The sequence below is a fragment of the Pseudoalteromonas ardens genome (assembly GCF_030125445.1).
GTDB lineage: Bacteria > Pseudomonadota > Gammaproteobacteria > Enterobacterales > Alteromonadaceae > Pseudoalteromonas > Pseudoalteromonas ardens.
Map to the genome: position 1 here is coordinate 1,275,424 of NZ_JASJUV010000002.1, position 23,008 is coordinate 1,298,431.

Below are 23,008 nucleotides of genomic sequence, written 5' to 3' on the forward strand. Positions count from 1 at the left end.
GACACCTGAGAATATTAACGAGTTAAGATAAAGATGAAGTAAGGCAGGATATAGAAAGTGAACCGAATAGTTGTCCACTTAAAAGGCAAGCCAGTCACCTATGAAATACCGTGACTGGCCTTAGAAACGCACAATTAGATTTTGTGCTCTTCTAAATTAACACCAACAAACGCCTTTGGTGTTTTACCGCGACCAGTCCATTCAAATACCTCACCGTCTTTTTCAATTCGGTATTTTGGGCGTACCTTACTACGCTTATCAGTCGCACTTTCCGAAGCAAAATCTTCTAAAGACAATCCTTTTTCTTTAATCAGTGCCAAAACTTCTTTTTTGGCTTCTTCCTGTTTTGCCTGCTCATCAATAGCAGCTTGGATCAGCTCCAGCGCTTTATTCAAATCACTGTAACTTGCAGTCTTTATAAAAGATCTTATTTCACGCATTTGATTACTCTCGTAGATTGTTGAATTTACAATTTTCTAAGTTAATTAAGCTCGATATATAGAGAGTATATTATATTTATCTCATTTCAAATTAAAAGTGATTAAATTTATAATGCCTGTTGATAATTACTCAATATTAGTCACGACATTAAGACATTTTCCACTCTTAGGCACAGCGGTAAAATCGCATACCGAACTAGCGCATCCACACTTTCACTTCTGCCAGGCCATTCGATTGCAGCAATTGTAGCTGCGATTCCACATTCTGGCTTTGTTCGAACTCAAAGGCATCCAGTTGTTCGTCAAAAGTAATGGTCGCTGCGCCATCACCACCGCGTTGTTTTACCTCATGCAATGCGATATCAGCAAGGTTAACCGAGGCCTCCCAGCCTATCACCTGCCCTCCCAGCAAAGGCAGTGGATAGAAGGACCAGCCTACAGAGACACTCAGGTTCAATGACTTGCCATTGGGTAGCTTAAAGTCAAATTGGGCAATTGCTTTACATAATTCGCTAACATACCGCTCAACTTCAGAGCATTTAAAGTCCCGTAGAAGCAGCAAAAACTCATCGCCACTCCAACGTGCCACATAATCTGAACCCTGAGTACGGGTATTAAGCAAGGTTGCAAGCTGCTGCAAACAGCTATCTCCACCAATTGGGCCATACGCATCATTGATTTTACTGAAACTATCGATATTCAGGATCATCAGCACCAGACTCTTATCCTGCTGACGCAGTGACTGTGCATTACGCTGATAATGTTCAATGTCCTTGGGAAGCTGGTCAAATAAGAAGCGGCGACTACGAAGCCCGGTCAACTCATCTGAGTGGCTGACCAGCTTCAGCTGCGTATTCACCTGATTCAGTTTGTCGTTGGCTTTCCTCAGCTCGGTTGTACGCTCCGCAACCAGCGCTTCCAGTGCGGCCTGTTTACGTCGCTCCTGAGTGCGAAACACCCAGAACACCAGATAGAACAAAAACATGAAACCACAGGTGATAATCAAACGAAAAAACACCGTTTCATCAAACCGCTGGGGTAATTGCAGATTCAGTGACAGATTATGTGCCTGTTGCCAGTCCTGACCACGTCGCTTCACCTGTAATAAGAAAGTGAAATCGCCCGGCGGCAAGTTTGTATATATGGCTTCCCGGCGTGACTGTGCATCACGCCACTGGGCATCGTGCCCTTCCAGTTTATAGCGAAACTCTATACTTTGCGGTGCATAAAAATCGATAGCCGTGTAGCGAATCGTCAAATCACGCTCGCTGGTGTCGAGTTCAACCGGGCCCTCAAGTCTGTCTGGTGTCAGGTTTCGGTATGCCGTGGAGATACTCTCAAATTTGGGTGCCAGTTCAGCAGCACTAAACAATTGCACCTTTTTCGGGATCCGCACTATGCCTTGCAGGCTGGGATAGAGAAGATAATCATCCTGCTCAACCACAGCATCATGTCCCAGTCCGGTACAACATTGACTCGGCACCCCATCCAGTTGCCTGTCAAAGGGATTAATAACCTGTTCAACCTGCAGATTCTGTACAGGTTCACTAAACTGTGCCACCGGCATCCGATATACCCCTTTCATGGTACTCACCCAAACGAGTTCCTGGGTTTTATCGAAATGCAATGACAAAATCGGGCCATAAGGTAGCCCGTGTGAGGCATCCAGCTGATGCCAGTCTCCATCCTGGCTTCGGTAATAAAGGCCATCATAAAAGGTCCCTACCAGAGTGGCGCTACCTTCGACGTGTAAGATGCTGGTGACATAAGCAGACTCAAGGGACGTTTGCCCACCTATCTTCTCGATGCCGCGTTCGTTATATTTATAGGCCCCTTTGTCGGTGCCAATAAAACCAAAGCGAGGGAAGTCGACGACATAGGTAATAAACTGGCTACCAAGAAAGGCATTATAAGTGAAGGGTGTCAGTCCACTGTAATCGAGCCGATATAGACCACGCCCGGTACCCAGCCATAATCCGCCTTGATTGGAGGGAGTCAGCGTAAAGACCTGAGTCTGACGAAATTCTCGATTGGGAATGGCCAGTAATTTATCGTCTTCATAAATCACCACCCCCCGGCCGGTACCCAGAAACAAACGTTCGCCAATAAACTCCATATCATGGATCTCGACCCCTTTGAGCTGCTCTGAACTGATCACGGGTTCAAAATTATCGTTGCCGTCCAATCGGCCAACCCCTTCGCGGGTTGCTACCCAAACGTTCCCCTGTAGGTCTTGCGTAATAGCAGAAACGGCCTGCTCTCGTTGTGTCCCCACAGCAAAACGCTCGACTCTGCCAGCATGTGCCAGCCACAAGCCTTCATTGATACTGGCCATCCACACATTTGAGTCGTTGTCGATGAAGATATCGGTAAACCAGATCCCCTGATCCAGCTGTGCCAGTTCAACATATTGCCACTGACCACCACTTTCTTTGTACAGCAGACGTCCATATGTGGAAACCCACATACCGCCTTGCTGATCGCTTAGAAACTTATAGGTCGCGTTATTGCCAATCTCATCATAGCGTCGTAACACCTCATCGAAATCAAGGAAATAAGCACCTAACTGAGAAGCCAGGAAAAGCTTACCGTCTATCCAAGCAAGGTCATGGATATTGGTTTGCGCTAACTGCCGGGGTAATGAAACTTTGCTAGACAGCTCAAGTCGCATATCATTGGAGCCCATAGATTGCGATTCGCTGATCCGCAGTAAATGGCGCTCATTGATCAGCCAAATTCCTTGCGGTGAAGACGTCATTTTGGTTACGGAGCCAACGATTTGGCTGATATGCGTTAGGGAGAGTTTTTTGTTGTCGAGGTTATTTTCAGCCAAAGTAAGACGTTTGGCCGACACATAGTATAAGCCATTTGCAGCGACCCAGATATTGCCATTATGATCTTCGAGAATATCTCTGACTTCGCCCTGGACTTCAAAACGCTCTGCGGCAAGCGTCTGTGGATTTAAACGGGTCACACCCCGGCGGGTACCTATCCACAACATGCCAAACCGGTCTACGAAAATCTTATTGACCGCATTGCTGTCGAGAAACGTGCTGTTTTGGGTCGTATAATTACTAAACTGTAAGCCATCAAAGCGACTTAAGCCGAACTGTGTCCCCAGCCAGATATAGCCCTGCTGATCCTGTACAACGCTTTTTATACTTTGTGACGGCAGCCCGTTTTGCATACTCCACTGTTTAACAACATAATCATTAATTGCCGCATTCACACCGGTGGTGAATATGCACAGCAACAGTAGAAGTATAAATCGCATAGGCTCCCTCTTCGTACCCGTAAAAAAATTAGCCGCCCAGGACCCCTGTTTTAAACAAAGCTTGCAGACAAATCAATGAAAATATCCCGGCAAGCAGGTCATCCGCCATGATCCCAAAGCCACCATGGAGTTTTCTGTCCAATAATCTGATAGGACCAGGCTTTGCGATATCAAAAAAGCGAAACAGCAAGAAGCCAACCAACAAAGACTGCCAGCTAATTGCTGCCCCCACCATGGTAATATAAAATCCGGCAACTTCATCCCATACAATAGCTGGGTGGTCATGCACTCCGACATCACGAGCGGTTTTTCCACAAATCCAAAAGCCAGCCAGGCTGATGACAACCGCCAGGGCTATTTGTAACCACAAGGGCTGTCCCATTGTCAGCAAAATAAATGGCAATGCTGCCAGGGTACCAAAAGTACCCGGCGCTTTGGGCGCCAGTCCTAAACCGAACCCCAAAGCTAAAAAGTGGTGCGGGCGTTTGAGGTTGAATGATAACGGCTTATTCAAACCTGCTCCTCATTAAAAATGTTGATAACCACTGCGTGGCAAAGGGCACTTTTCGCCCGCATTGAACAGCTCAAGCTTACCCGTTGAAGCCGTGACCTGACCGATACAAACAGGCTCAACGCCATACTGGCGCAGTCTTGCTTCGACAGCCCCTTTGTTGCTGTCGTTAACGGTAAATAACAACTCGTAGTCATCGCCATAAGCCAGACTTAGCTCACGCCGCAAAGATTCAGGTTGCAATTGTTTCATAATTGGAGACACAGGCACATCTTCAATATTAATGATGGCCCCGACTGCGGACTTATTCAGGATGTGCTGTAAGTCAGCCAGTAAGCCATCTGAAATATCGATACAGGCTGTTGCCATACCACGTAAAACCTGCCCTGCCGCAACTCTGGGAGTTGGGAAATGCAATTTTTCTTCAAGCCGCTTTACTTGCTTGTCGCCAAGCACAAGCTGGCGTTTACGTGCTTCAATAGCCAGCGCAGCATCGCCCAATTCTCCAGTCACGTAGATCCAGTCACCCACTTTAGCACCAGAACGTGTCAGTGCTTTATCATTGGGAATGATCCCTTTGGCACAAATGGTAATGGTTAGCGGACCCTGTGTCGTATCACCGCCAATCAGCTGAACATTATAGTATTCAGCAATTTCATGCATCCCTTCGGTAAACGCTTCCAGCCAGTCCATATCAACCTCAGGTAAGGTCAGTCCAATGGAGATCCAGGTTGGCTCTGCGCCCATGGCAGCTAAATCACTGAGGTTAACAGCCAATGCACGATGGCCAAGCGCTCTGGGTGGAATGTCTTCGAAAAAGTGGACACCGGCAACCAGGGTGTCTGTCGTAATGGCAAGTTGGTGCTTCTCAGGAACCGTCACTATGGCACAATCATCACCAATGCCAACCTTTACATCACGGCGCGCAATACCACGCCCCTTGAAGTAATGATTGATTAATTCAAATTCCTTCATACAATAAAAAAGCCGGCCTATGCCGGCTCTCCTCACGGTCTCGATTACTTGCGGATTATCTTAACCGCTTTGTCCAGTACGCCGTTGACAAATTTGTGACTGTCTTCGGCACCAAACATTTTCGCCAGCTCAATCCCTTCGTTAATGGCGACTTTATAAGGGACGTCTTCGCGGAATTTTAACTCGTAAATGCTGACGCGTAATACGGCTTTTTCAACCATATCCAGGTCATCAAATGGACGAGATAAATGCGGCGTCATCAATTCATCTAGCTGCTTGCAGTTCACTGCAACACCACGAGCCAGATCCTTGAAGTACTCTACATCAACCTTTGAAACATCGTTTTCGATCAGCATTTGCTGCTCGATATCAGCAATGGGGTTGCCACTTAGCTGCCAAGAATATACTGCCTGAAGGGCAAGGACACGCGCCTTACGTCTAGCTGCTGGTTTCACTGAGATTCCTCTTAAATTTGCTCTAGCACGTTCACCATTTCTAGTGCACCAAGCGCGGCTTCGCCACCCTTATTGCCCATTTTGGTTCCCGCACGTTCGATGGCCTGCTCAATACTTTCGGTGGTCAACACACCAAAGGCAACCGGGATATCGTAGTCCAGAGACACGCTCGCCAGGCCTTTGTTAGACTCATTTGCAACCAGGTCGAAATGAGGCGTACCACCACGGATGATGACACCTAATGCAATGATGGCATCGTGTTCTTTCTTCATTGCAACACGTTTTGCCGCCAAAGGTAATTCTACCGCACCCGGTACATACACAACTGTGATGTCTTCATCCTTTACGCCACCTGTGCGCTTTAACTCATCAACCGCGCCTTCTAACAGGCTGCTGCCGATAAAGTCGTTAAAACGGGAGATGACAATGGCAAATTTCTTGCCTGGTGCGTATTTATTACCTTCGATGATTTTCATTAGATGATTCCTAATCTAGTATAAGCAATTGCCAAATTGAGGCGCATAATAGCATAGAAAAAGACGAAACGCCTACAGGGAAATCCCAACCGGCGCTCGTGCTGCTATTCGTAAATTATTGAGGTTCGACGTAATCGACGACTTCTAAGTGGAAACCTGACAGGGCGTGATATTTTTTCGGTAAGCTCATCAGGCGCATTTTGCTGATCCCCAGATCAGCGAGAATTTGTGAACCAACACCAACGGTTCTGGAAGTGCCCTGGAATTTGCGATAGTTCGGCTTCTCTCCGGCGTCTTCTGCTGCAAATGCCTTGACCAGCTGTTCCAGATCTTCGGTTTTCTCTTGTTTGCCCAGGATAACTAACACACCTTCATTATCGGCGATGTATTTCATCGCTCCATGCAAGGTCCAGCTACGATCGGCACTGCGATCAGAAAGCAGCGTATCATTGAATGTACTCTGTAAATGCACCCGAACTAATGTTGCCTCATCTGCACTGACTTCGCCTTTAAGCAACGCATAGTGCAGCTGGTTATCTATGGTGTCTTTGTAAGTAACCAGGTCAAACTCGCCGTACTCAGTCGGAAGCTTACACTGGGCGACCTTTTCAATCGTGGTCTCATTGAGGTTACGATATTCGATTAAATCAGCAATGGTGCCAATTTTAATGTCATGCTCTTTCGCAAATACTTCCAGCTCAGGGCGTCTCGCCATGGTGCCATCCGGATTAAGGATCTCAACGATCACAGAAGATGCTTCAAGACCGGCTAAGCGCGCTAAATCACAACCTGCTTCAGTGTGACCGGCACGAGTCAAAACGCCGCCAGGCTGTGCCATAATTGGAAAGATATGACCTGGCTGCACAATGTCTTCGGGCACCGCACCTTTGGCTACTGCGGCCTGCACGGTACGGGCACGATCAGCCGCTGAAATACCCGTTGTCACCCCTTTTGCAGCTTCTATCGACATGGTGAAGTTGGTTGAAAACTGAGCGCCGTTATTTTTAACCATCAGCGGTAAGTCAAGCTGTTGGCAACGCTCCTGCGTCATTGTCAGACAGATCAGGCCACGGCCATAGGTCGCCATAAAGTTAATTGCTTCTGGCGTGATATGCTCTGCCGCAATGATCAGATCGCCTTCATTTTCCCGGTCTTCATCATCCATCAGAATGACCATCTTACCGGCTTTGATGTCGTCGATGATTTCTTGTGCGCTGTTTAAGCTCATAATCTTTCCGTTAGTAAGTCGTAATTGGCAAGTTATTTAATAAACCCAGCTTTGGCGAGCAAGCTAGATGTGAGAGTTGATTGCTGCGTGGCAACCGGTTCACCCTGGATCAACCTTTCCAGATAACGTGCTATCTGATCCACTTCCAGGTTGAGTAAGGTTCCCACCTTAAAGTCGACAATGGTAGTTTCCTGTGCGGTGTGTGGCACTATCGTCAACTTGAATTTGTCACCATCCAGGTCATTTACCGTCAGGCTTATGCCATCAATGGCCACGGAGCCTTTATAGGGTATGTACTTCATTAATTGTGCTGGCGCTTTGAGCCAATAATCTGTAGCGCGTGCATTGGGCTGCACGGCGACGACCTCAGCAATGCCGTCGACGTGACCAGATACCAAGTGGCCACCAAGACGAGAGATCGGTTGCAAGGCTTTTTCCAGATTCACTTTTTGTCCAACCCGATATTCACCGAAACGGGTTAACTTCAGCGTTTCATTTGAGACGTCGGCACGAAAGCCGTCAGCAAACTTCTCAACAACGGTCAGACACACCCCATTGGTGGCAATACTGTCGCCCAGTTGCACATCATCCATATCCAGATTTGTGCTGGTAACTCGGACGCTGAGGTCACCTTGTTTAAGCGTTAGCTCTGTCAATGTGCCCGTTGCTTCAATGATGCCTGTAAACATAATGTCTTACTTACCTTGTTGTTTGTTTGCCGTGATGCGAATATCCGTCCCAATCGACACGACCTCAGCAATATGTAGTTCAGTGATCTCGCTCATCGACGCCAGCGGCGCGCTGTTGAACAAGTCTTTGCCATCGGTGCCAATAATTTTGGGTGCCAGATAAATCAGATACTCATCAATCAGGTTTTGCTGATGCATCGCACCTGCCAGTGTTGCACCGGCTTCCAGCCAGATCTGATTGATATTACGCTCAGCTAACATGCTCAGCGCTGCATGCAAATCAATTTTACCAGCATGGGTATTAATTTTAATTTGCTCTACGAAATGTGGCCAGTTGTGCTGATTATCAAGGTCTGAACGCAAAATAACGACTGGCGATGGAATTTTAAACAGCGCTAATTCCGGGTGCAGACGATTTTGCGAGTCAATAATCACCCGAACCGGTTGTCGCCATTGCTCAACAGGACGTTCGATGTCCGTAAGCTCCTGTGCGCGCACATTAAGCCGGGCATCGTCGACCAGCACAGTGTCCGCGCCAGTTAAAATTGCGCAGCTTTGTGCCCGACCAAGCTGAACATCTCGTCGTGCCGCTTCCCCGGTGATCCATTTACTTTCACCATTACCCAGTGCCGTTTTACCGTCCAGGCTTGCAGCCAATTTACAGACAACAAAAGGCAGGCCATGCTCCATGCGCTTTAAGAACCCCTTGTTCAGTGCTCGGGCTTGTTGCTCCAGCAAACCGGAGGCTGTGTCTATCCCGGCCTCATTGAGCATCGCCAATCCCCGCCCGGCCACTTCAGGGTTAGGATCGACCATAGCTGCAATGACTTTGCTTACACCCGCTTCGATCAGGCCTTTTGCACACGGAGGAGTACGGCCGTAATGGCTGCAGGGCTCAAGCGTCACATAGGCTGTTGCACCCCGAGCTCGCGCTTTCGCTTCACGCAGGGCGTGCACTTCTGCATGTGGCTCTCCGGCTCGCAAATGAAATCCTTCACCGACAATCTCACCATTATTAACGATCACGCAGCCTACATTTGGGTTGGGTGTTGTGGTAAAACGGCCTTGCTGAGCCAATTCAATGGCGCGTGCCATATAGGTATGATCGGCCTGTGTAAAACTCATTCATCCCCCAGTCGGGCAATTTCTTCGCCAAACTCTTTCACATCTTCAAAGCAGCGATACACCGACGCAAACCGCACGTAAGCGACTTTGTCGAGTTTTTTCAATGCTTCCATAATACACTCACCAACAAGCTGGCTGGGTACCTCTCGCTCGCCAGTCGCTCGTAACTGAGACTTGATTTGATGAACCACTTCTTCAATCTGCTCGGTGCTCACCGGACGCTTCTCCAGCGCGCGATGCAAACCATTTTGTAACTTGTCTTCGTTAAATGGCTCTCTGGAGCCATCTTGCTTGATGACCCTGGGCATAACCAGCTCTGCACCTTCAAAGGTGGTAAAACGCTCATGACACAAAATACACTCGCGTCGCCTGCGGACCTGATGGCCCGAGCCAACTAATCGTGAATCAATCACTTTGGTTTCTTTTGCCGTACAAAATGGACAGTGCATAAAAGCTCACTATGAAAAACAGACAAAAACCCAAACTGCTTCATTGATTTCAGATAGCACTTTGAGCCAATTGCTGCCAGTATATCAAGATAGTAGCATTTGATGCACATAAAAAAGGCCGCACTTAAGGCGGCCTTTTCTTATCGATTTCGATAATCTTTCAGCTTTACGCGTAAACAGGTAGCTTAGCGCAGATTGCTTTAACCTTTTCTTTTACCTGTGCCTGTACCGCATCATCTTCGATGTTATCAAGTACGTCACAGATCCAGCCTGCCAGCTCGCCCGCTTCAGCTTCTTTAAAGCCACGACGCGTGATAGCCGGTGAACCAATGCGCAGACCAGACGTCACAAACGGAGAACGAGGATCGTTTGGTACAGAGTTCTTGTTCACTGTGATATTAGCACGACCTAGCGCAGCGTCAGCATCTTTACCTGTGATGTCTTTGTCGATCAAATCAAGCAGGAACAGGTGGTTGTCTGTCTTACCAGAGACCACTTTATAACCACGCTCCTGAAGTACTGCGACCATCGCTTGTGCATTTTTAACCACTTGTGTCTGGTAGGCTTTGAACTCTTCTTGCAGCGCTTCTTTGAATGCAACTGCTTTAGCTGCGATCACGTGACATAAAGGACCACCCTGACCACCCGGGAAAACCGCGCTGTTCAGTTTTTTGTAGATATCCGCATCACCACATGCAGACAAGATCAAACCACCGCGAGGACCAGCCAGTGTTTTGTGTGTAGTCGTTGTCACAACGTGTGCGTGTGGAATTGGACTTGGGTAGATACCCGCAGCAACCAGACCCGCTACGTGTGCCATATCAACCAGCAGGTAAGCGCCTACTTTATCAGCAATCTCACGGAATTTAGCCCAGTCAACAATACCTGAGTAAGCAGAGAAACCGCCGATGATCATTTTTGGCTTGTGCTCTAATGCCAGCGCTTCAACCTGTGCGTAATCAATTTCGCCCGTTTCTTCATTCAGACCATATTGAATGGCATTGTAGGTTTTACCAGAAAAGTTCACGTGTGAACCATGCGTCAGGTGACCACCATGCGCCAGGCTCATACCCAGTACAGTGTCATGCGGCTGAAGCAGCGCCTGGAATACCGCAGCGTTAGCCTGAGAACCCGCGTGAGGCTGAACGTTTGCGTAATCACAACCAAACAATTCACAAGCACGGTCAATCGCCAGCTGCTCAACCACGTCAACGTGCTCACAGCCACCGTAGTAACGCTTACCCGGATAACCTTCAGCATATTTGTTAGTTAACTGCGACCCCTGAGCCTCTAGTACGCGTGGGCTACAGTAGTTTTCAGAAGCGATAAGCTCAATGTGCTCTTCCTGACGGGTAGTTTCCGACTGGATCGCTTGAAATAGTTCAGGGTCAAAATCTGCAATATTCATGTTACGTTCTAACATGGTGTCTCCTAGGTACACGTAAGATTGGTTTTTGAAGGCTTGATTGTACGCAAATTGCGGCCATTTGCCTATGAAATCGGTGTGAGCCTATTTAAACAAGGATTGAATTTATTTCACAGTGTTTAGGGGATGATATTTTTTTATTTAAACATTTATATTTTTTATTAAAAAGCGTATTTATATTTCAAATTGAAATCTACTAAATACGCTTTGCTGGCGGCTTACCGCGCCACCAGCAAAACAACAAGCAAACTTTTAACGCACTAAACGTGTCAGTACAGCCTGTTTGAGTGCAGCGTAATCCGCAGACAAAGGTTCTGCCAGACACGGCTTTTCCAGCGCACTTGCCAGTGTCTCAGGCATCTCAATCGCCTGTTCCAGCACAGCTTCCACTGTTTCTCTGAATTTAGCAGGGTGCGCCGTCGCCAGGAAAATACCGGTTTCTTCCGGCTGTCCATCCAGCTGAAGCCCTTCGTAGGCGATGGCGGTATGCGGTTCTGTCACATACCCTCCTTTTGCAACCTGACGCATGACTTCCTGCGTTCGCTCTTCCGATACCGAACGTGAATAAAACTCATACTTTGGAAAGTATCCACTATCCAACATAGATTCCACGCGAGGCCAGTTATTAGGTTTACTCACATCCATCGCATTAGAAATAGATTCCAAAGTCGCATTGGGTTGCCACTGACCAGAATCCAGATAACGAGGCACAGTGTCATTCTGGTTGGTGGTTGCACTGAGGCGCTTCACAGGCAGTCCCAGCGCCGCGGCTATCATAGCCGCACACACATTACCGAAATTACCGCTCGGTACGGAGACATGAACCTGCTCACGCTCTGCGACTGTAAGCTGAGCAAAGGCCTCGAAGTAATAACACACTTGGGCCAGCAGGCGACTGATGTTGATTGAGTTAGCTGAATTCAGTCCCAGCGTTTGCTTAACCTCATCATCCAGGAAAGCCTGTTTTACCAGGGCCTGACAGTCATCGAAACTGCCCTCAACGGCGTAACAATGGATATTTTCTCCGAGTGTGGTAAACAGCTTTTGTTGCGCCAGCGAAATTTTACCCTGCGGATACAGGATCACCACGTCAACGCCTGGCATTTGATAAAACGCATGTGCGACCGCAGCACCAGTGTCACCACTGGTTGCAGTCAATATGGTCACCCGCTCGCCCTGACTAAATGCACCAATACACTGCGCCATAAACCGGCCGCCAAAGTCTTTAAAGGCAAGCGTTGGCCCATGAAAGAGCTCCAGGCAATATTTATTTTCTTCAACTTGTACTAATTGAGCCGGAAAATCAAATGCCTGCTCACACATGCTCTGTAGTGAGTCGAGCGGCAACTCATCACCAATGAGGTGTTTCAGAATCGCGGCACTGCGCTGTGCAAACGGTTGTGCCAACAAACTATCAACGTCAGTCAGTGGCACAAGCTCAGTTGGGAAAAACACCCCCTGATTACGGCCAAGACCCGTTTTAACCGCTTCAATAAAGGATACTGTCTGAGTATCATCTTTTAAATTCACCAGTTTCATTCTACTCTCCTTCCTTTATTTCTCTTGTACCCTGTGGGTCTATTCGGCAAATGTGGCTGAAGCCATGTTCATTTAAATAGTGCTGTTGTAGCCATAGCTGGCATCGCTGTGCATCCTGATCATTGTCGCACAATGCTAACAAGGTTGGTCCTGCGCCAGAAATGCTAACCATGAGTGCGCCTAATTCAGGCAAACTTTGTTTGGCCTCCGCAAACCCTTTTATCAAGGGTGCCCTGGATGGCTCGGCAATCTCATCACGCATCAAGGCCACAGCCTTATCAAATTGGTGCTGAGTCATAAGAAACGTAAAGGCGCTTAATCGCTGAGCAAATTCTACCGCATCGTGTGTCGCCAGCTGTTGTGGCAATACAGCCCTGGCCGCCGCCGTATTCAGTGCAAAGCCAGGATAAGCGACCACCAGTCGCCAGTTGTCATCACTCGGTAAACTCAGTGCTCTGTCCGGTATTAACTCAGCTGTCAGCTGTAACCCACCCAAATAGCAAGGCGTGATATTGTCATAGTGGCGTCCGCCACTGACTTTACCTTCAAAATCAGCCATCAGCTCAATCATCTGCGTCTGAGACAATTGAGTCTGTGCAAAGGCATCCAGCGCCGCGAACGTCGCGACCACTGAACAGGCACTAGACCCGAGCCCTGAGCCAATTGGCAGGCGTTTCTCCAGCGTCAACTTGACCCCGGGCATAGTCGCAGCGACATGCTCCCTGAAATGGACCAGGCATTGATAAGCCAGATTTTCCTCGGCTCTCGACGGTAATTTATCGGCATAAGGACCAATACATTCAAAGCTGTCCTGTTCGGCTGCCTCAGCACTCACTACATCACCCAGTAAAGTGCCATCAAGCGGGGCTATCGCAGCGCCCAGAGAATCAAAACCGACACAAAAATTGCCGATGGATGCGGGTGCATAAAATCGTTTCATAACCACTCCTAGCGCGTCAGGGTTTTCAAGATATCAGCAAATACCCCGGCCGCGGTTACTTCCGCTCCGGCACCATAACCACGGATCACAAATGGTTTGGGCTGATAATACTGGCTTAATATGGCAAGCGCATTTTCACCATCTCGGATATCCGACAACGCATGTGAGCGCTCTACCGCCTCGATACCCACTCGACAGCGACCATCTTGAATACTACCCACGTAGCGCAGCACTTTGCCTTCACTCGCCGCACTTTGAATGCGATCTGCAAAGGCGCCATCCTGTTGATGCAGCTGCGCCATAAATTCATCTACCGAGCTACCCGCAGCAAAGTCAGCTGGCACAACCGGTTCCACTTCGATATCAGACAGCTCCAGTGCTAACCCGGATTCACGGGCAATAATGAGGAGCTTGCGCGCCACATCCGTACCCGATAGATCGTCACGCGGATCCGGCTCTGTAAAGCCGCTTTGTTTTGCTTTCGCAGTGGCCTCGGACAGACTCAGGCCATCTTCCAGCTCGCCAAAGATATAAGACAATGAGCCCGATAAAATGCCACTGAAAGACAACAGCTCATCACCTGCACCAAATAACAACTGAAGGTTGTCAAGTACCGGTAGCCCTGCCCCCACATTGGTTTCATATAAAAAGCGTCGGCCCTTTTGTTGTGCAACCTGTTTGAGCGCCTGGTAATAGTCGTAGTCACTGGTATTGGCTTTTTTATTGGCAGCAACAACATGAAATCCCGCAGCCAGGAAGTCATGATACTGATCGGCCAGGTGTTGAGACGAGCTGCAATCGACAATCACCGGATTAATCAGATGATTCCGGCGCACAAACGACTCAAGCTCTGACAGCTCAAAGCCTTGCTGCGCATCGGCCAGCACCTGCTGCCAGTGCTCAAAAGGCACCCCTTGCTCATTCAGATAACAGCGTTTTGAATTCGCCACCCCATAGAGGTTGAGCTTGATGTTACGCTCCGCCAGCCAACTTTGCTGGCGCTGTAACTGCGCGATCAGTTCAGTCCCCACTAAGCCACAGCCAAGCAAGAACACGTCAATGGAGGGAATATGGGTAAAAAAGTTTTCATGGCAAACCTTGACCGCATCCTGACAAAGTTCGCCCTGGATCACGGCAGAAATGGCACTTTCGGTAGAATCCTGAGCAATCGCCACAATATTGACCTGAGCCTGTGCCAAAGAGGCAAAAAACTTAGCGGCTAAACCTTTGTGTGATTTCATGTTATCACCCACCAGGGTAACAATCGCCAGCGAACGACGTACCTGGATTGGCTCGATCAGGTGGGCTTGCATCTCCAGTTCAAAAGCAGTTTGCAGTGCCTGCAATGCCAGTGACAAATCTTGTTCATGAACACAGAAGCTGATACTGAATTCACAGGATGACTGGGTGATCAGAACAATCGAAACATTGTCCTTGGCCAACGCCGAGAATACTCTGGCCGCCATACCCACTTTGCCTTTCATGCCCGGTCCGGAGACTGTTAACATTGCCAGCTTATCGAGACTGGATAGCGCTTTAACTGGCTCGTCTCCTCCCCCTTGTGCCGCAATCACAGATCCCGGTAGCTCAGGCGCATGGGTATTTTTGATTTCGCATGGCACACCTGCTTTGGCACACGGCAAAATGGTTTTAGGATGCAAAACTTTGGCACCAAAATACGACAGCTCCATCGCCTCTTTATAGGACAGACGGTTCACTTTGGTGGCCTTTTTAATCAGTCGGGGATCGGCACTGTATACCCCATCGACATCAGTCCAGATCTGACAAACCTTGGCCTGAATGCACGCAGCAGCAATAGCGGCTGAATAATCCGACCCATTCCGTCCGAGGGTCGTCAATTCACCAGCGCTATTACTGCCTGTAAAACCAGGCATGATGTAAAACTGTGCCGGCTGAGCCTGTAATTGCGCTGCAAAACGCTCACGGCTGTCATCCAGCAAAGCTTCAGCATCCAGATAAGCGTCATTCGTCGCAATACAAGCAGTGGCATCAAGGTAATGGGCTTTATGCTTACTCAACATCGCCACCATCAGCGCCACACTCACACGCTCACCAAAACTGATCACATAAGCTTGCACCGCATCCGGGCATTGCTTAAGTAGTTTTACGCCTGCCAGTTTGTCTGCCAGCGCGGTAAAATCAGGCCAATGTGCCACTTCACCAAATTCAGCTTCAACCTGCACTTTAAGGCCATTCAAGCGTGCTGTCAGGGCTTGCCATTGCTCACTAAAACTCTGCCCCTGACGCGCCAGTTCACATAATTCAACCAGTTTATCTGTGACGCCCCCAGGAGCAGACAGCACCACTAAGGCCTCATAGTTGCCCTGCGTCAGGATAAGCTCACGAACTCGTTGCAGGCAGTCGTAATCGGCCAGCGATGATCCTCCAAACTTCAATACTTGCATGTTTATTTTCCTCATTCCAAAAACAAAAAAGGCCTGTGCTCGCGGTGAGCACAGGCCTTTTCAAATACGCACAGACCTATGCCACTATCCCGTTAGGATGGTGGTGGTAATAATGGTCGTGGTGTTAATAATCTTGTTCATAGACTTTAGACTGCCTGAACATTCGATAAACTGTCAAGCACAAAAACCTAATTCGTACTGCAAAAAACTATGCAAAAAACTCAAGTTGTGTACAGTAACACGCAAGTTTTATGTCAGATTAATGAATTATCTGATGAGCAAAGCAACATGAATAGGAGTGGGTAGTAGAAGTGATCGTGTAGCAATAACCCGACATTAACGGATACCGAACTTGCTGAGCGTTGCCTGCAAGGATTCTGATTTCACCGGTTTTTCCAAAAACTCAAGCGCCCCCAGCTTCGCAACTCGTGTTTTCATTTCGTCCTGAATGTCCGCCGAAATAACCACGACATAGGTTTCAATCACCTGACGCTTGATCGTTTCAAGCACCCCAATACCATCCAACACGGGCATGGTCAGATCCAGGCACAGTAAATCGATATGTCGTTCAGCCAGCACCTCCAGTGCTTCACGCCCGTTACAGGCTTGGCAAATGTCAGCGTCAATGATCCCATTGAGACAACGGATGACTTGTTTGCGGGCAACGACTGAATCGTCACAGACTAATACAGAGTAGCTCATAGAGTGAATTGTCAAATAATCTTTATTGTTCTGTTTTGGGATAAAGGTTATTGTTGTGGTTAAACTTATAACACAATAATCTCCATCCAGTAAGTGCACGAGGAACAAATTCCTCACGATATCAGATTGAGATTAATATTTATTTTTAGCACTTTATTGGCTAACTTTAAGTGTATTAAGCGCGCGGAAACTCGTTGTTAGGAGCAAAGAACACTTCATGCTGCAAAAAAGTCTGTCTAAGAAGCTGCTCACAAACGTCTTGTCGGTTTACTTTTTGCTCACCTTTGTCGTGACTTGTGGACAAGTGGTGGCCGAATATGTCAACACTAAGGACTATATTCGCAATGAGTTAACTATGCTGCAAAAAACCTTCAGTCGCAGCCTGACTCGCGCTATCTGGGAGCTCAATACCAAACAAACCGTCACCACTGCTGAGGGCTTGTTGGCCATACCTATGATCGAAGGGATCATAGTGCGTGATGATAGCGGCGAGATCATTTCTCAGCTGGGGCGCTCGCTCAACATTCATGAGCTATACAGCCAACAACTCGTGCAAGAAGAAGCACTCATTGAGGATACGCCGTCAGGTCTGTTTGGCTACACCTTTCCACTGATCTTCGAGTTTTCCGGCAGAGCTACGCAAGTAGGCGATGTAACGCTGTTTTCAAGCCGGGAAGTCGTATTTAGCCGCATTATGATCTCTATTTACTTTCTGATTGGTAATGCGATGGTCAAAACCACCTTTTTGATTATCTTGTTCTTGCTCGCTTTCAGAAAATTACTCACCGAACCACTCACCGATCTGACCGAGCAAATTGACGATTTTGAAATCGACAATGTCGATGGCCACAAAATAGACATTGATACCACAGAGCGCAACGAGCTCAAGGTGATGGAAGAAGCCTTCAACAAACTCATAGATCGCATCGCTGACTATCGAAAGAAACTCGATCAGGCGCAAAAAGAGTTGTTAATTAGTAATGAAAAACTCGACCAACACAACATTCAGTTAGAACAAGAGGTGGCACGCAAAACATCTAACCTGTCACAGGCTATGATGGACCTGCAACAACAAAAATATGAGCTGGAGAAGCAAAAGTTGACTCTGACAGAAGAGATCGACCTCAGACGCCAGACCGAAGAAGAACTGCTGACCAAGCAAAAAGAGCTGGAAAAGTATGTTGATGAACTCAACATGGCACAGGAGCGTCTGGTTGGTTCAGAAAAAATGGCAGCATTGGGTGGCCTGGTAGCGGGGATCACCCACGACATCAATACCCCAGTCGGCATCGGCGTTACGGCAACCTCATTCCTGGAAGAGCGCCTGCAAAGGCTGGAAACTGCATATAAAGATAAAACGCTTTCGCCCAAAGCACTGGAAGAATTTATCAATGAAGCAAAACAAAGCACCAGCTTACTGACCACCAACCTCGACCGGGCGTCAGAGCTGGTCGCCAGCTTTAAACAAATTGCGGTTGATCAGGCCAGTGAAGCGGTACGCACCATTAACTTTAAACAATACCTGGGCGAAGTGATCCGCTCTTTACACCCCAAACTCAAAAAAACCGCGCACATTGTCAACGTAGACTGCCCGGAAGAATTAACCCTGCACCTGCCCGCAGGGGCCATCAGTCAGATTTTCACTAATCTGATTATGAATTCCCTGATCCATGGCTTTGAAGGTGTTGCGCAAGGCACCATAGACATCGAGATCAGAGAAGAAAATAACGACGTCTTTATCGTTTACAAAGACAATGGTAAAGGCGTTAGCAAAGCGCAGCTTGAAAAACTGTTTGACCCTTTCTTCACCACCAAGCGTGAGCAAGGCGGCAGCGGACTAGGCACACACATTACCTTTAACCTGGTTAAGCAGACCCTGAATGGCGACATTGAAGTTAATTCAGAAGAAGGACGAGGGCTGACCTACTATATTAGGTTCCCTAAAGAACTACAGAAGAACGTGGCAATGTTCAGTTAATGAACGCCTGTATCAACAGGGCGAAATATCTGCGCTGAGCCTTTGCCCGAGGGTATGTCGGTTTGCTATGATGCGGGTCGATTTTACTCTTCGGAACCTGTTCTATGTGGTTTAGCAATCTTATCTGTTACCGTTTTAAACAAGACGTCTCCTATGCTCAGGAAGACTTTGAAGCAGCACTGGAGCACGACGTATTTCGTCCGTGCGGTAGCCAGGACATGAGCACCTTTGGCTGGACCAAAGCCCTAGGCAAACATGGCCAGACCCTGAGCCACTTTTCTCAGCACTGTATTCTGGTTTGTGCCAAGCGGGAAGAAAAAGTTCTGCCTGCCTCTGTGATCAATGAAATGGTTGCAGAAAAGATCGAGTCGATCGAGCAAGAAGAGAATCGTCCGGTCAAGAAAAAAGAAAAAGACGAAATTAAAGAAAATATCACGGCAACTTTGTTGCCTCAGGCGTTCAAAAAGTCCAGCCTGCAATTTGCGTTTATCGACCAGAAAAATGGCTGGTTAATCGTCAACAGCGCCAGCTTTAATAAAGCGGAAGAACTAACCGCGTTATTGAGAAAATCCCTTGGTACCTTACCTATCGTCCCAGCCTTTGCAAATTATGATTTGGATCTGTTCCTGACTGACTGGCTCACCAAATTCGAAGTCCCTGAAGGGTTTGCAATCGGCTCTGATGCCGAATTACAAGAAGCCGATGACAATGGTGCACAGGTTAAACTTAAACAGCATGACCTGGCCGGCGATGAGATCAAATTGCACCTGGAACATGGTAAGCGCGTAACTAAACTGGGTATGGACTGGCGTGAACGCGTGCAGTTTACCCTGCAAAATGATGGTTCAATCAAGCGCCTGAGTTTCAGCGACACACTGAAAGAGCAAAATGCCGACATCCCTAAAGAGGACATGGCGGTCAAGCTCGATGCAGACTTTATCCTGGTCTCTGAGGAAATCAAAGAGCTGCTCGAAGAGCTGTCACAAGGGCTCGGCGATCAGGACGACCTGTAGCGACTGAGAGGCGGGGCTAAACGCTCCGCCACTTCAACTTCATAATTACGAAAATGCCGCTTTAATATCGTTCAGCATGTCCTGATAGGCATCATCATAAAACATATCCACTGAGCCCAGCACGCCCTTCTCTTCGTAGACATGCAGTGCCGCGGCCTTATCAGACACTTGCAATATGCCTTCAACAATGGCACCGACACGGATAAAGTCCACGTAACAAACATGTCCGGGTTTATAGTTTGGATTAGCCCAGCTTTCAGCGACTTCAACAAACTCTTCCGTGAACCCCCACTCACGCATAATTGCACCCCCTATGCGACCACCGAGCTTTTGGATCGCATGCGCTAAAAAGCTCGGGTTGGCGAATACTTCGGGATGATTTTCAGCTTCAGTCAGGATGGGAAGTACCCCGATATTGAATACCAGTGACGCCAGCGTAATGGTGTCTTTATTGAGCGATGTATGCTTGTTAATGCGCAGATAAAAGTCCATCGTGGTGATGGCCTGACAGGCCACTTTCAGCGTCTTCTGCCAGGCTTTATCCATATATGTTTTGATCAGCTTATTTTGCGAGACAAACAGCTGCTCCATCGCCATTGCTGTGGCAACATTTTTGACCTGACGCAAACCTATCCGGGTGACGGCCTGATTAAGAGTGTTAACTTTTACGGTACGGCCCAGAAACGCGCTGTTGGCCACTTTAATCATACGTGCCGCCAATGCAGGATCATGAGAAATCACCTCGGACATTTGCATCAAGTTAACTTCCGGGTCATCCGCAGCCTGCCTGACCCTTACAGCTATTTCAGGCAAGGTAGGTAGTACCAGGGTATCGTTGTTTATTTTATCAATCAGAATCGTCAACAAGGCATTTTCAGTAGACATATTGGTTCAATCCTCGAATTTATTGGCCTCTGGAGCGCAGCAATTGCCTGTGGCGCTGGGCAATGTGCTGTTCATGTTATTAGTATTGTCTAACTTAAAGAGTAAGTTAAGAAAAGTATAAAAATTATTCGTGATAGACAAAAAATTCCAACGCGCTGAGTAAAATAAAATATTCAGCGACTTTGTGCCACAACAGCAGCAAGTTGCAGCCAATTCATGTAAGGTATAGCACCGAAATAATAATACGGATCCCTGCTGGCAGCTATGTTCAGAGCGGCCTCTATACAGTAAAGGTCCGACTAACACTCCAAATGAAGGAAAAATGATGAAACGCGCACTCTTATCCACGGCGGTCATGCTGGCCTGTGGCATGCTGCTCAGCGGCTGTTCTGAGCCACAGCAACCCAAGACTGAAAGCCAGGCACAACAGAGCACGACATACAGCGGCTACCAGCTACAAGACCTGTCGCCAGAGCGACTGGATATCTATACCCAGGTCACCCTGAATAGCGACCTGTCACACCTCAATGACAACCAGAAAAAAATGCTCGGGTTATTGATAGACGCGTCTAAAATCATGGATGATCTGTTTTGGAAGCAAGCATTTGGCATGAACAAATCGGAGTTTCTGGCCAATATTCAGGACCCGAAGGTACGCCAGTTCGCTGACATTAACTATGGTCCCTGGGACCGTCTGAATGGTGACAAAGTATTCCTCAGTGGCTTTAATGCTAAAGCCCCCGGCGCCGAGTTCTACCCTGGAGATATCAGTAAAGACGAACTTAATCAGGCGGATGTGAAAGATAAAGCGGGTTTGTACTCTTTAATAAAACGCGATGTGCAAGGCCAGCTGTATAGTGTCCCCTACTCAGAAGCCTATCAGAACGAATTAAACACAGCAGCTCAGCTATTGCGTGATGCCAGCAAACTGGCGGTGGATAAACAATTTTCCAAGTACTTAAATTTACGTGCAGACGCGCTGGTTAATAACAGTTACCAAACCTCTGACTTCGCCTGGATGGATATGAAAAATAACCCCATCGACGTGGTGATTGGTCCCATCGAAACCTACGAAGATCAGCTCTTTGGTTATCGTACTGCGTTCGAATCTTATGTTCTGGTCAAAGACATGGCCTGGAGTGAGCGTCTGGCAAAATTTGCCGCTTTTCTGCCTGAACTACAGCAGGGGTTACCAGTCGATGAAAAGTACAAGCAGGAAGTGCCTGGTTCAGATGCCGACCTCAATGCCTACGATGTCATTTACTATGCCGGCCATTCTAATGCAGGGAGTAAAACCATTGCCATTAACCTGCCGAACGATGAAGAAGTTCAGCTCCAAAAGGGCACACGTCGTCTACAGTTAAAAAATGCGATGCAGGCCAAGTTCGACAAAATCCTGGTGCCCATTGCTGAGCAGTTGATTGTCCCGGCACAACGTAAACATATTACCTTTGATGCCTTTTTTGCCAACACCATGTTCCACGAAGTGGCGCATGGCCTGGGGATTAAAAACACCATTACAGGCAAAGGCACGGTGCGTCAGTCACTGCAAGAGCATGCCAGCGCCCTGGAAGAAGGCAAAGCCGATATTCTGGGTCTGTATATGGTTGAGCAACTGCTGAAAAAAGGCGAGATCACAGAAGGCACGCTGGAAGACTATTATGTCACCTTTATGGCCGGAATTTTCCGCTCTGTGCGCTTTGGCGCATCCAGTGCCCATGGTAAAGCCAACATGATCCGGTTTAATTTCTTCAAACAGGAAGGCGCATTTTCAAAAAATGCGAATGGCCTTTATGCTGTGGATATGGCGAAGATGGGGGCAGCCATGGAAAAGCTGTCTAACCTGATCCTGACCCTGCAAGGCGATGGTGACTACCAAAAAGTCGATCAGTTACTGGCCACCCATGGCGATATTAAAGCAGAGCTTCAGGCCGATCTGGACAAGCTGGCGGCAGCCAATATTCCGGTTGATGTTACCTTTAAACAAGGCAAAGCCGTATTGGGCTTGTAAAATCCCAATACACAAACAGATAGATAAACAGGCGCTTAGATATCCAGCGCCTGTTTTATTTCGGCTATTTGCTGGTCACTGTATGGGATTGGCGGCAGTTGGCCCCACACAGGCTTTGGCCAGGTTGCATCATGCTCAAAACGCGCAATATGATGAACGTGCAGCTGGGGCACCATGTTTCCAAGGGCAGCCACATTCAACTTATGTGGATTGAAAACAGCTTTAATTAAGTGACTTAACTGGGCAGACTCCTGCCAAAACAGCTGTTGCTGCTCAGCACTGAGATCAATGATCTCACGCATGCCTGATACACGTGGCACCAGTATAAACCAGGGATACTGACTGTCGTTCAGCAATAGCAGTTTACACAATGGCCAGTCGGCCAGTTCAATACAATCACGCACCAGTTCCGGCGCCAGTTGAAATGTGTTCATTGGTCTTTTCAAGTTCATTATTGATGGGCTCA

At 47.9% G+C, this 23,008-nt stretch carries 20 protein-coding genes; 3 read left to right on the top strand and 17 right to left on the bottom strand.

The window, feature by feature from the left end:
- Nucleotides 1–134: 134 nt before the first annotated feature.
- The 15 genes from QNM19_RS10645 to QNM19_RS10715 form a co-directional block, all read right to left on the bottom strand.
- A complete protein-coding gene (locus tag QNM19_RS10645) occupies nt 135–440 on the bottom strand; it encodes an H-NS histone family protein (RefSeq protein WP_010382788.1) in 306 nt (101 codons plus the stop codon).
- Nucleotides 441–636: 196 nt separating this feature from the next.
- Nucleotides 637–3,714, bottom strand: a complete 3,078-nt coding sequence (locus QNM19_RS10650; RefSeq protein WP_284026686.1) for a diguanylate cyclase domain-containing protein — start codon at nt 3,712–3,714, stop codon at nt 637–639.
- 28 nt (nt 3,715–3,742) lie between these two features.
- Entirely contained in the window at nt 3,743–4,228 is a 486-nt protein-coding gene (locus QNM19_RS10655; RefSeq protein ID WP_049866508.1) for a phosphatidylglycerophosphatase A family protein, read from the bottom strand.
- Between the two features lie 12 nt (nt 4,229–4,240).
- Nucleotides 4,241–5,200, bottom strand: a complete 960-nt coding sequence (gene thiL / locus QNM19_RS10660) for a thiamine-phosphate kinase (RefSeq protein WP_284026687.1) — start codon at nt 5,198–5,200, stop codon at nt 4,241–4,243.
- A 44-nt stretch (nt 5,201–5,244) separates the two neighbouring features.
- Nucleotides 5,245–5,655: a transcription antitermination factor NusB gene (nusB, locus tag QNM19_RS10665; RefSeq protein WP_010382792.1), complete on the bottom strand. Its 411-nt coding sequence runs from the start codon at nt 5,653–5,655 to the stop codon at nt 5,245–5,247.
- A gap of 11 nt (nt 5,656–5,666) precedes the next feature.
- Nucleotides 5,667–6,131: a 6,7-dimethyl-8-ribityllumazine synthase gene (gene ribH, locus QNM19_RS10670; RefSeq protein WP_010382793.1), complete on the bottom strand. Its 465-nt coding sequence runs from the start codon at nt 6,129–6,131 to the stop codon at nt 5,667–5,669.
- 115 nt (nt 6,132–6,246) lie between these two features.
- The gene (ribBA, locus tag QNM19_RS10675) at nt 6,247–7,359 is read right to left on the bottom strand and encodes a bifunctional 3,4-dihydroxy-2-butanone-4-phosphate synthase/GTP cyclohydrolase II (protein WP_049865139.1); all 1,113 of its coding nucleotides are present in this window, start codon (nt 7,357–7,359) and stop codon (nt 6,247–6,249) included.
- 32 nt (nt 7,360–7,391) lie between these two features.
- Nucleotides 7,392–8,048 (bottom strand): riboflavin synthase, encoded by a 657-nt coding sequence (locus QNM19_RS10680; protein ID WP_049865140.1) that lies wholly within the window; start codon nt 8,046–8,048, stop codon nt 7,392–7,394.
- Between the two features lie 6 nt (nt 8,049–8,054).
- On the bottom strand, nt 8,055–9,173 hold the full coding sequence (gene ribD, locus QNM19_RS10685) for a bifunctional diaminohydroxyphosphoribosylaminopyrimidine deaminase/5-amino-6-(5-phosphoribosylamino)uracil reductase RibD (RefSeq protein ID WP_049865141.1): 1,119 nt from the start codon (nt 9,171–9,173) through the stop codon (nt 8,055–8,057).
- Nucleotides 9,170–9,622: a transcriptional regulator NrdR gene (gene nrdR, locus QNM19_RS10690; RefSeq protein WP_010382799.1), complete on the bottom strand. Its 453-nt coding sequence runs from the start codon at nt 9,620–9,622 to the stop codon at nt 9,170–9,172. The genes ribD and nrdR overlap by 4 nt, the downstream gene beginning before the upstream one ends.
- 166 nt (nt 9,623–9,788) lie before the next feature.
- Nucleotides 9,789–11,045, bottom strand: coding sequence for a serine hydroxymethyltransferase (gene glyA, locus QNM19_RS10695; RefSeq protein WP_049865142.1), 1,257 nt, complete (start codon nt 11,043–11,045; stop codon nt 9,789–9,791).
- Between the two features lie 255 nt (nt 11,046–11,300).
- A complete protein-coding gene (gene thrC / locus QNM19_RS10700) occupies nt 11,301–12,587 on the bottom strand; it encodes a threonine synthase (RefSeq protein ID WP_049865143.1) in 1,287 nt (428 codons plus the stop codon).
- 1 nt (nt 12,588) lies between these two features.
- On the bottom strand, nt 12,589–13,527 hold the full coding sequence (gene thrB / locus QNM19_RS10705) for a homoserine kinase (RefSeq protein WP_049865144.1): 939 nt from the start codon (nt 13,525–13,527) through the stop codon (nt 12,589–12,591).
- An 8-nt stretch (nt 13,528–13,535) separates the two neighbouring features.
- Nucleotides 13,536–15,953 carry a bifunctional aspartate kinase/homoserine dehydrogenase I gene (thrA, locus tag QNM19_RS10710; protein ID WP_049865145.1) on the bottom strand — a complete coding sequence of 806 codons (2,418 nt, stop codon included), beginning with the start codon at nt 15,951–15,953 and terminating at the stop codon, nt 13,536–13,538.
- Between the two features lie 336 nt (nt 15,954–16,289).
- Nucleotides 16,290–16,655 carry a response regulator gene (locus tag QNM19_RS10715; protein WP_049865148.1) on the bottom strand — a complete coding sequence of 122 codons (366 nt, stop codon included), beginning with the start codon at nt 16,653–16,655 and terminating at the stop codon, nt 16,290–16,292.
- A gap of 217 nt (nt 16,656–16,872) precedes the next feature.
- On the opposite strand from QNM19_RS10715, the gene QNM19_RS10720 reads away from it, so the two are divergent.
- On the top strand, nt 16,873–18,633 hold the full coding sequence (locus tag QNM19_RS10720) for a sensor histidine kinase (RefSeq protein ID WP_049865146.1): 1,761 nt from the start codon (nt 16,873–16,875) through the stop codon (nt 18,631–18,633).
- A gap of 104 nt (nt 18,634–18,737) precedes the next feature.
- A complete protein-coding gene (gene rdgC, locus QNM19_RS10725; RefSeq protein ID WP_010382806.1) occupies nt 18,738–19,646 on the top strand; it encodes a recombination-associated protein RdgC in 909 nt (302 codons plus the stop codon).
- Between the two features lie 45 nt (nt 19,647–19,691).
- Here rdgC and QNM19_RS10730 read toward each other — a convergent pair whose 3' ends face one another.
- Nucleotides 19,692–20,531 carry an HDOD domain-containing protein gene (locus tag QNM19_RS10730; RefSeq protein ID WP_010382808.1) on the bottom strand — a complete coding sequence of 280 codons (840 nt, stop codon included), beginning with the start codon at nt 20,529–20,531 and terminating at the stop codon, nt 19,692–19,694.
- A gap of 325 nt (nt 20,532–20,856) precedes the next feature.
- On the opposite strand from QNM19_RS10730, the gene QNM19_RS10735 reads away from it, so the two are divergent.
- Nucleotides 20,857–22,542, top strand: a complete 1,686-nt coding sequence (locus QNM19_RS10735; RefSeq protein ID WP_049865412.1) for a dipeptidyl-peptidase 3 family protein — start codon at nt 20,857–20,859, stop codon at nt 22,540–22,542.
- 35 nt (nt 22,543–22,577) lie between these two features.
- Here QNM19_RS10735 and QNM19_RS10740 read toward each other — a convergent pair whose 3' ends face one another.
- Nucleotides 22,578–22,976, bottom strand: a complete 399-nt coding sequence (locus QNM19_RS10740; protein WP_049865411.1) for an HIT domain-containing protein — start codon at nt 22,974–22,976, stop codon at nt 22,578–22,580.
- Between the last annotated feature and the right edge of the window lie 32 nt (nt 22,977–23,008).

Bases quoted from the DNA above. Each gene is read 5' to 3' on its own strand.
- QNM19_RS10645 (WP_010382788.1), bottom strand. From the start codon at position 440: ATGCGTGAAATAAGATCTTTTATAAAGACTGCAAGTTACAGTGATTTG.
- QNM19_RS10740 (WP_049865411.1), bottom strand. From the start codon at position 22,976: ATGAACACATTTCAACTGGCGCCGGAACTGGTGCGTGATTGTATTGAA.
- thrC (WP_049865143.1), bottom strand. From the start codon at position 12,587: ATGAAACTGGTGAATTTAAAAGATGATACTCAGACAGTATCCTTTATT.
- thrA (WP_049865145.1), bottom strand. From the start codon at position 15,953: ATGCAAGTATTGAAGTTTGGAGGATCATCGCTGGCCGATTACGACTGC.
- thrB (WP_049865144.1), bottom strand. From the start codon at position 13,527: ATGAAACGATTTTATGCACCCGCATCCATCGGCAATTTTTGTGTCGGT.
- thiL (WP_284026687.1), bottom strand. From the start codon at position 5,200: ATGAAGGAATTTGAATTAATCAATCATTACTTCAAGGGGCGTGGTATT.
- QNM19_RS10650 (WP_284026686.1), bottom strand. From the start codon at position 3,714: ATGCGATTTATACTTCTACTGTTGCTGTGCATATTCACCACCGGTGTG.
- QNM19_RS10715 (WP_049865148.1), bottom strand. From the start codon at position 16,655: ATGAGCTACTCTGTATTAGTCTGTGACGATTCAGTCGTTGCCCGCAAA.
- ribD (WP_049865141.1), bottom strand. From the start codon at position 9,173: ATGAGTTTTACACAGGCCGATCATACCTATATGGCACGCGCCATTGAA.
- ribBA (WP_049865139.1), bottom strand. From the start codon at position 7,359: ATGAGCTTAAACAGCGCACAAGAAATCATCGACGACATCAAAGCCGGT.
- QNM19_RS10730 (WP_010382808.1), bottom strand. From the start codon at position 20,531: ATGTCTACTGAAAATGCCTTGTTGACGATTCTGATTGATAAAATAAAC.
- rdgC (WP_010382806.1), top strand. From the start codon at position 18,738: ATGTGGTTTAGCAATCTTATCTGTTACCGTTTTAAACAAGACGTCTCC.
- nrdR (WP_010382799.1), bottom strand. From the start codon at position 9,622: ATGCACTGTCCATTTTGTACGGCAAAAGAAACCAAAGTGATTGATTCA.
- QNM19_RS10735 (WP_049865412.1), top strand. From the start codon at position 20,857: ATGAAACGCGCACTCTTATCCACGGCGGTCATGCTGGCCTGTGGCATG.
- QNM19_RS10680 (WP_049865140.1), bottom strand. From the start codon at position 8,048: ATGTTTACAGGCATCATTGAAGCAACGGGCACATTGACAGAGCTAACG.
- ribH (WP_010382793.1), bottom strand. From the start codon at position 6,131: ATGAAAATCATCGAAGGTAATAAATACGCACCAGGCAAGAAATTTGCC.
- QNM19_RS10720 (WP_049865146.1), top strand. From the start codon at position 16,873: ATGCTGCAAAAAAGTCTGTCTAAGAAGCTGCTCACAAACGTCTTGTCG.
- glyA (WP_049865142.1), bottom strand. From the start codon at position 11,045: ATGTTAGAACGTAACATGAATATTGCAGATTTTGACCCTGAACTATTT.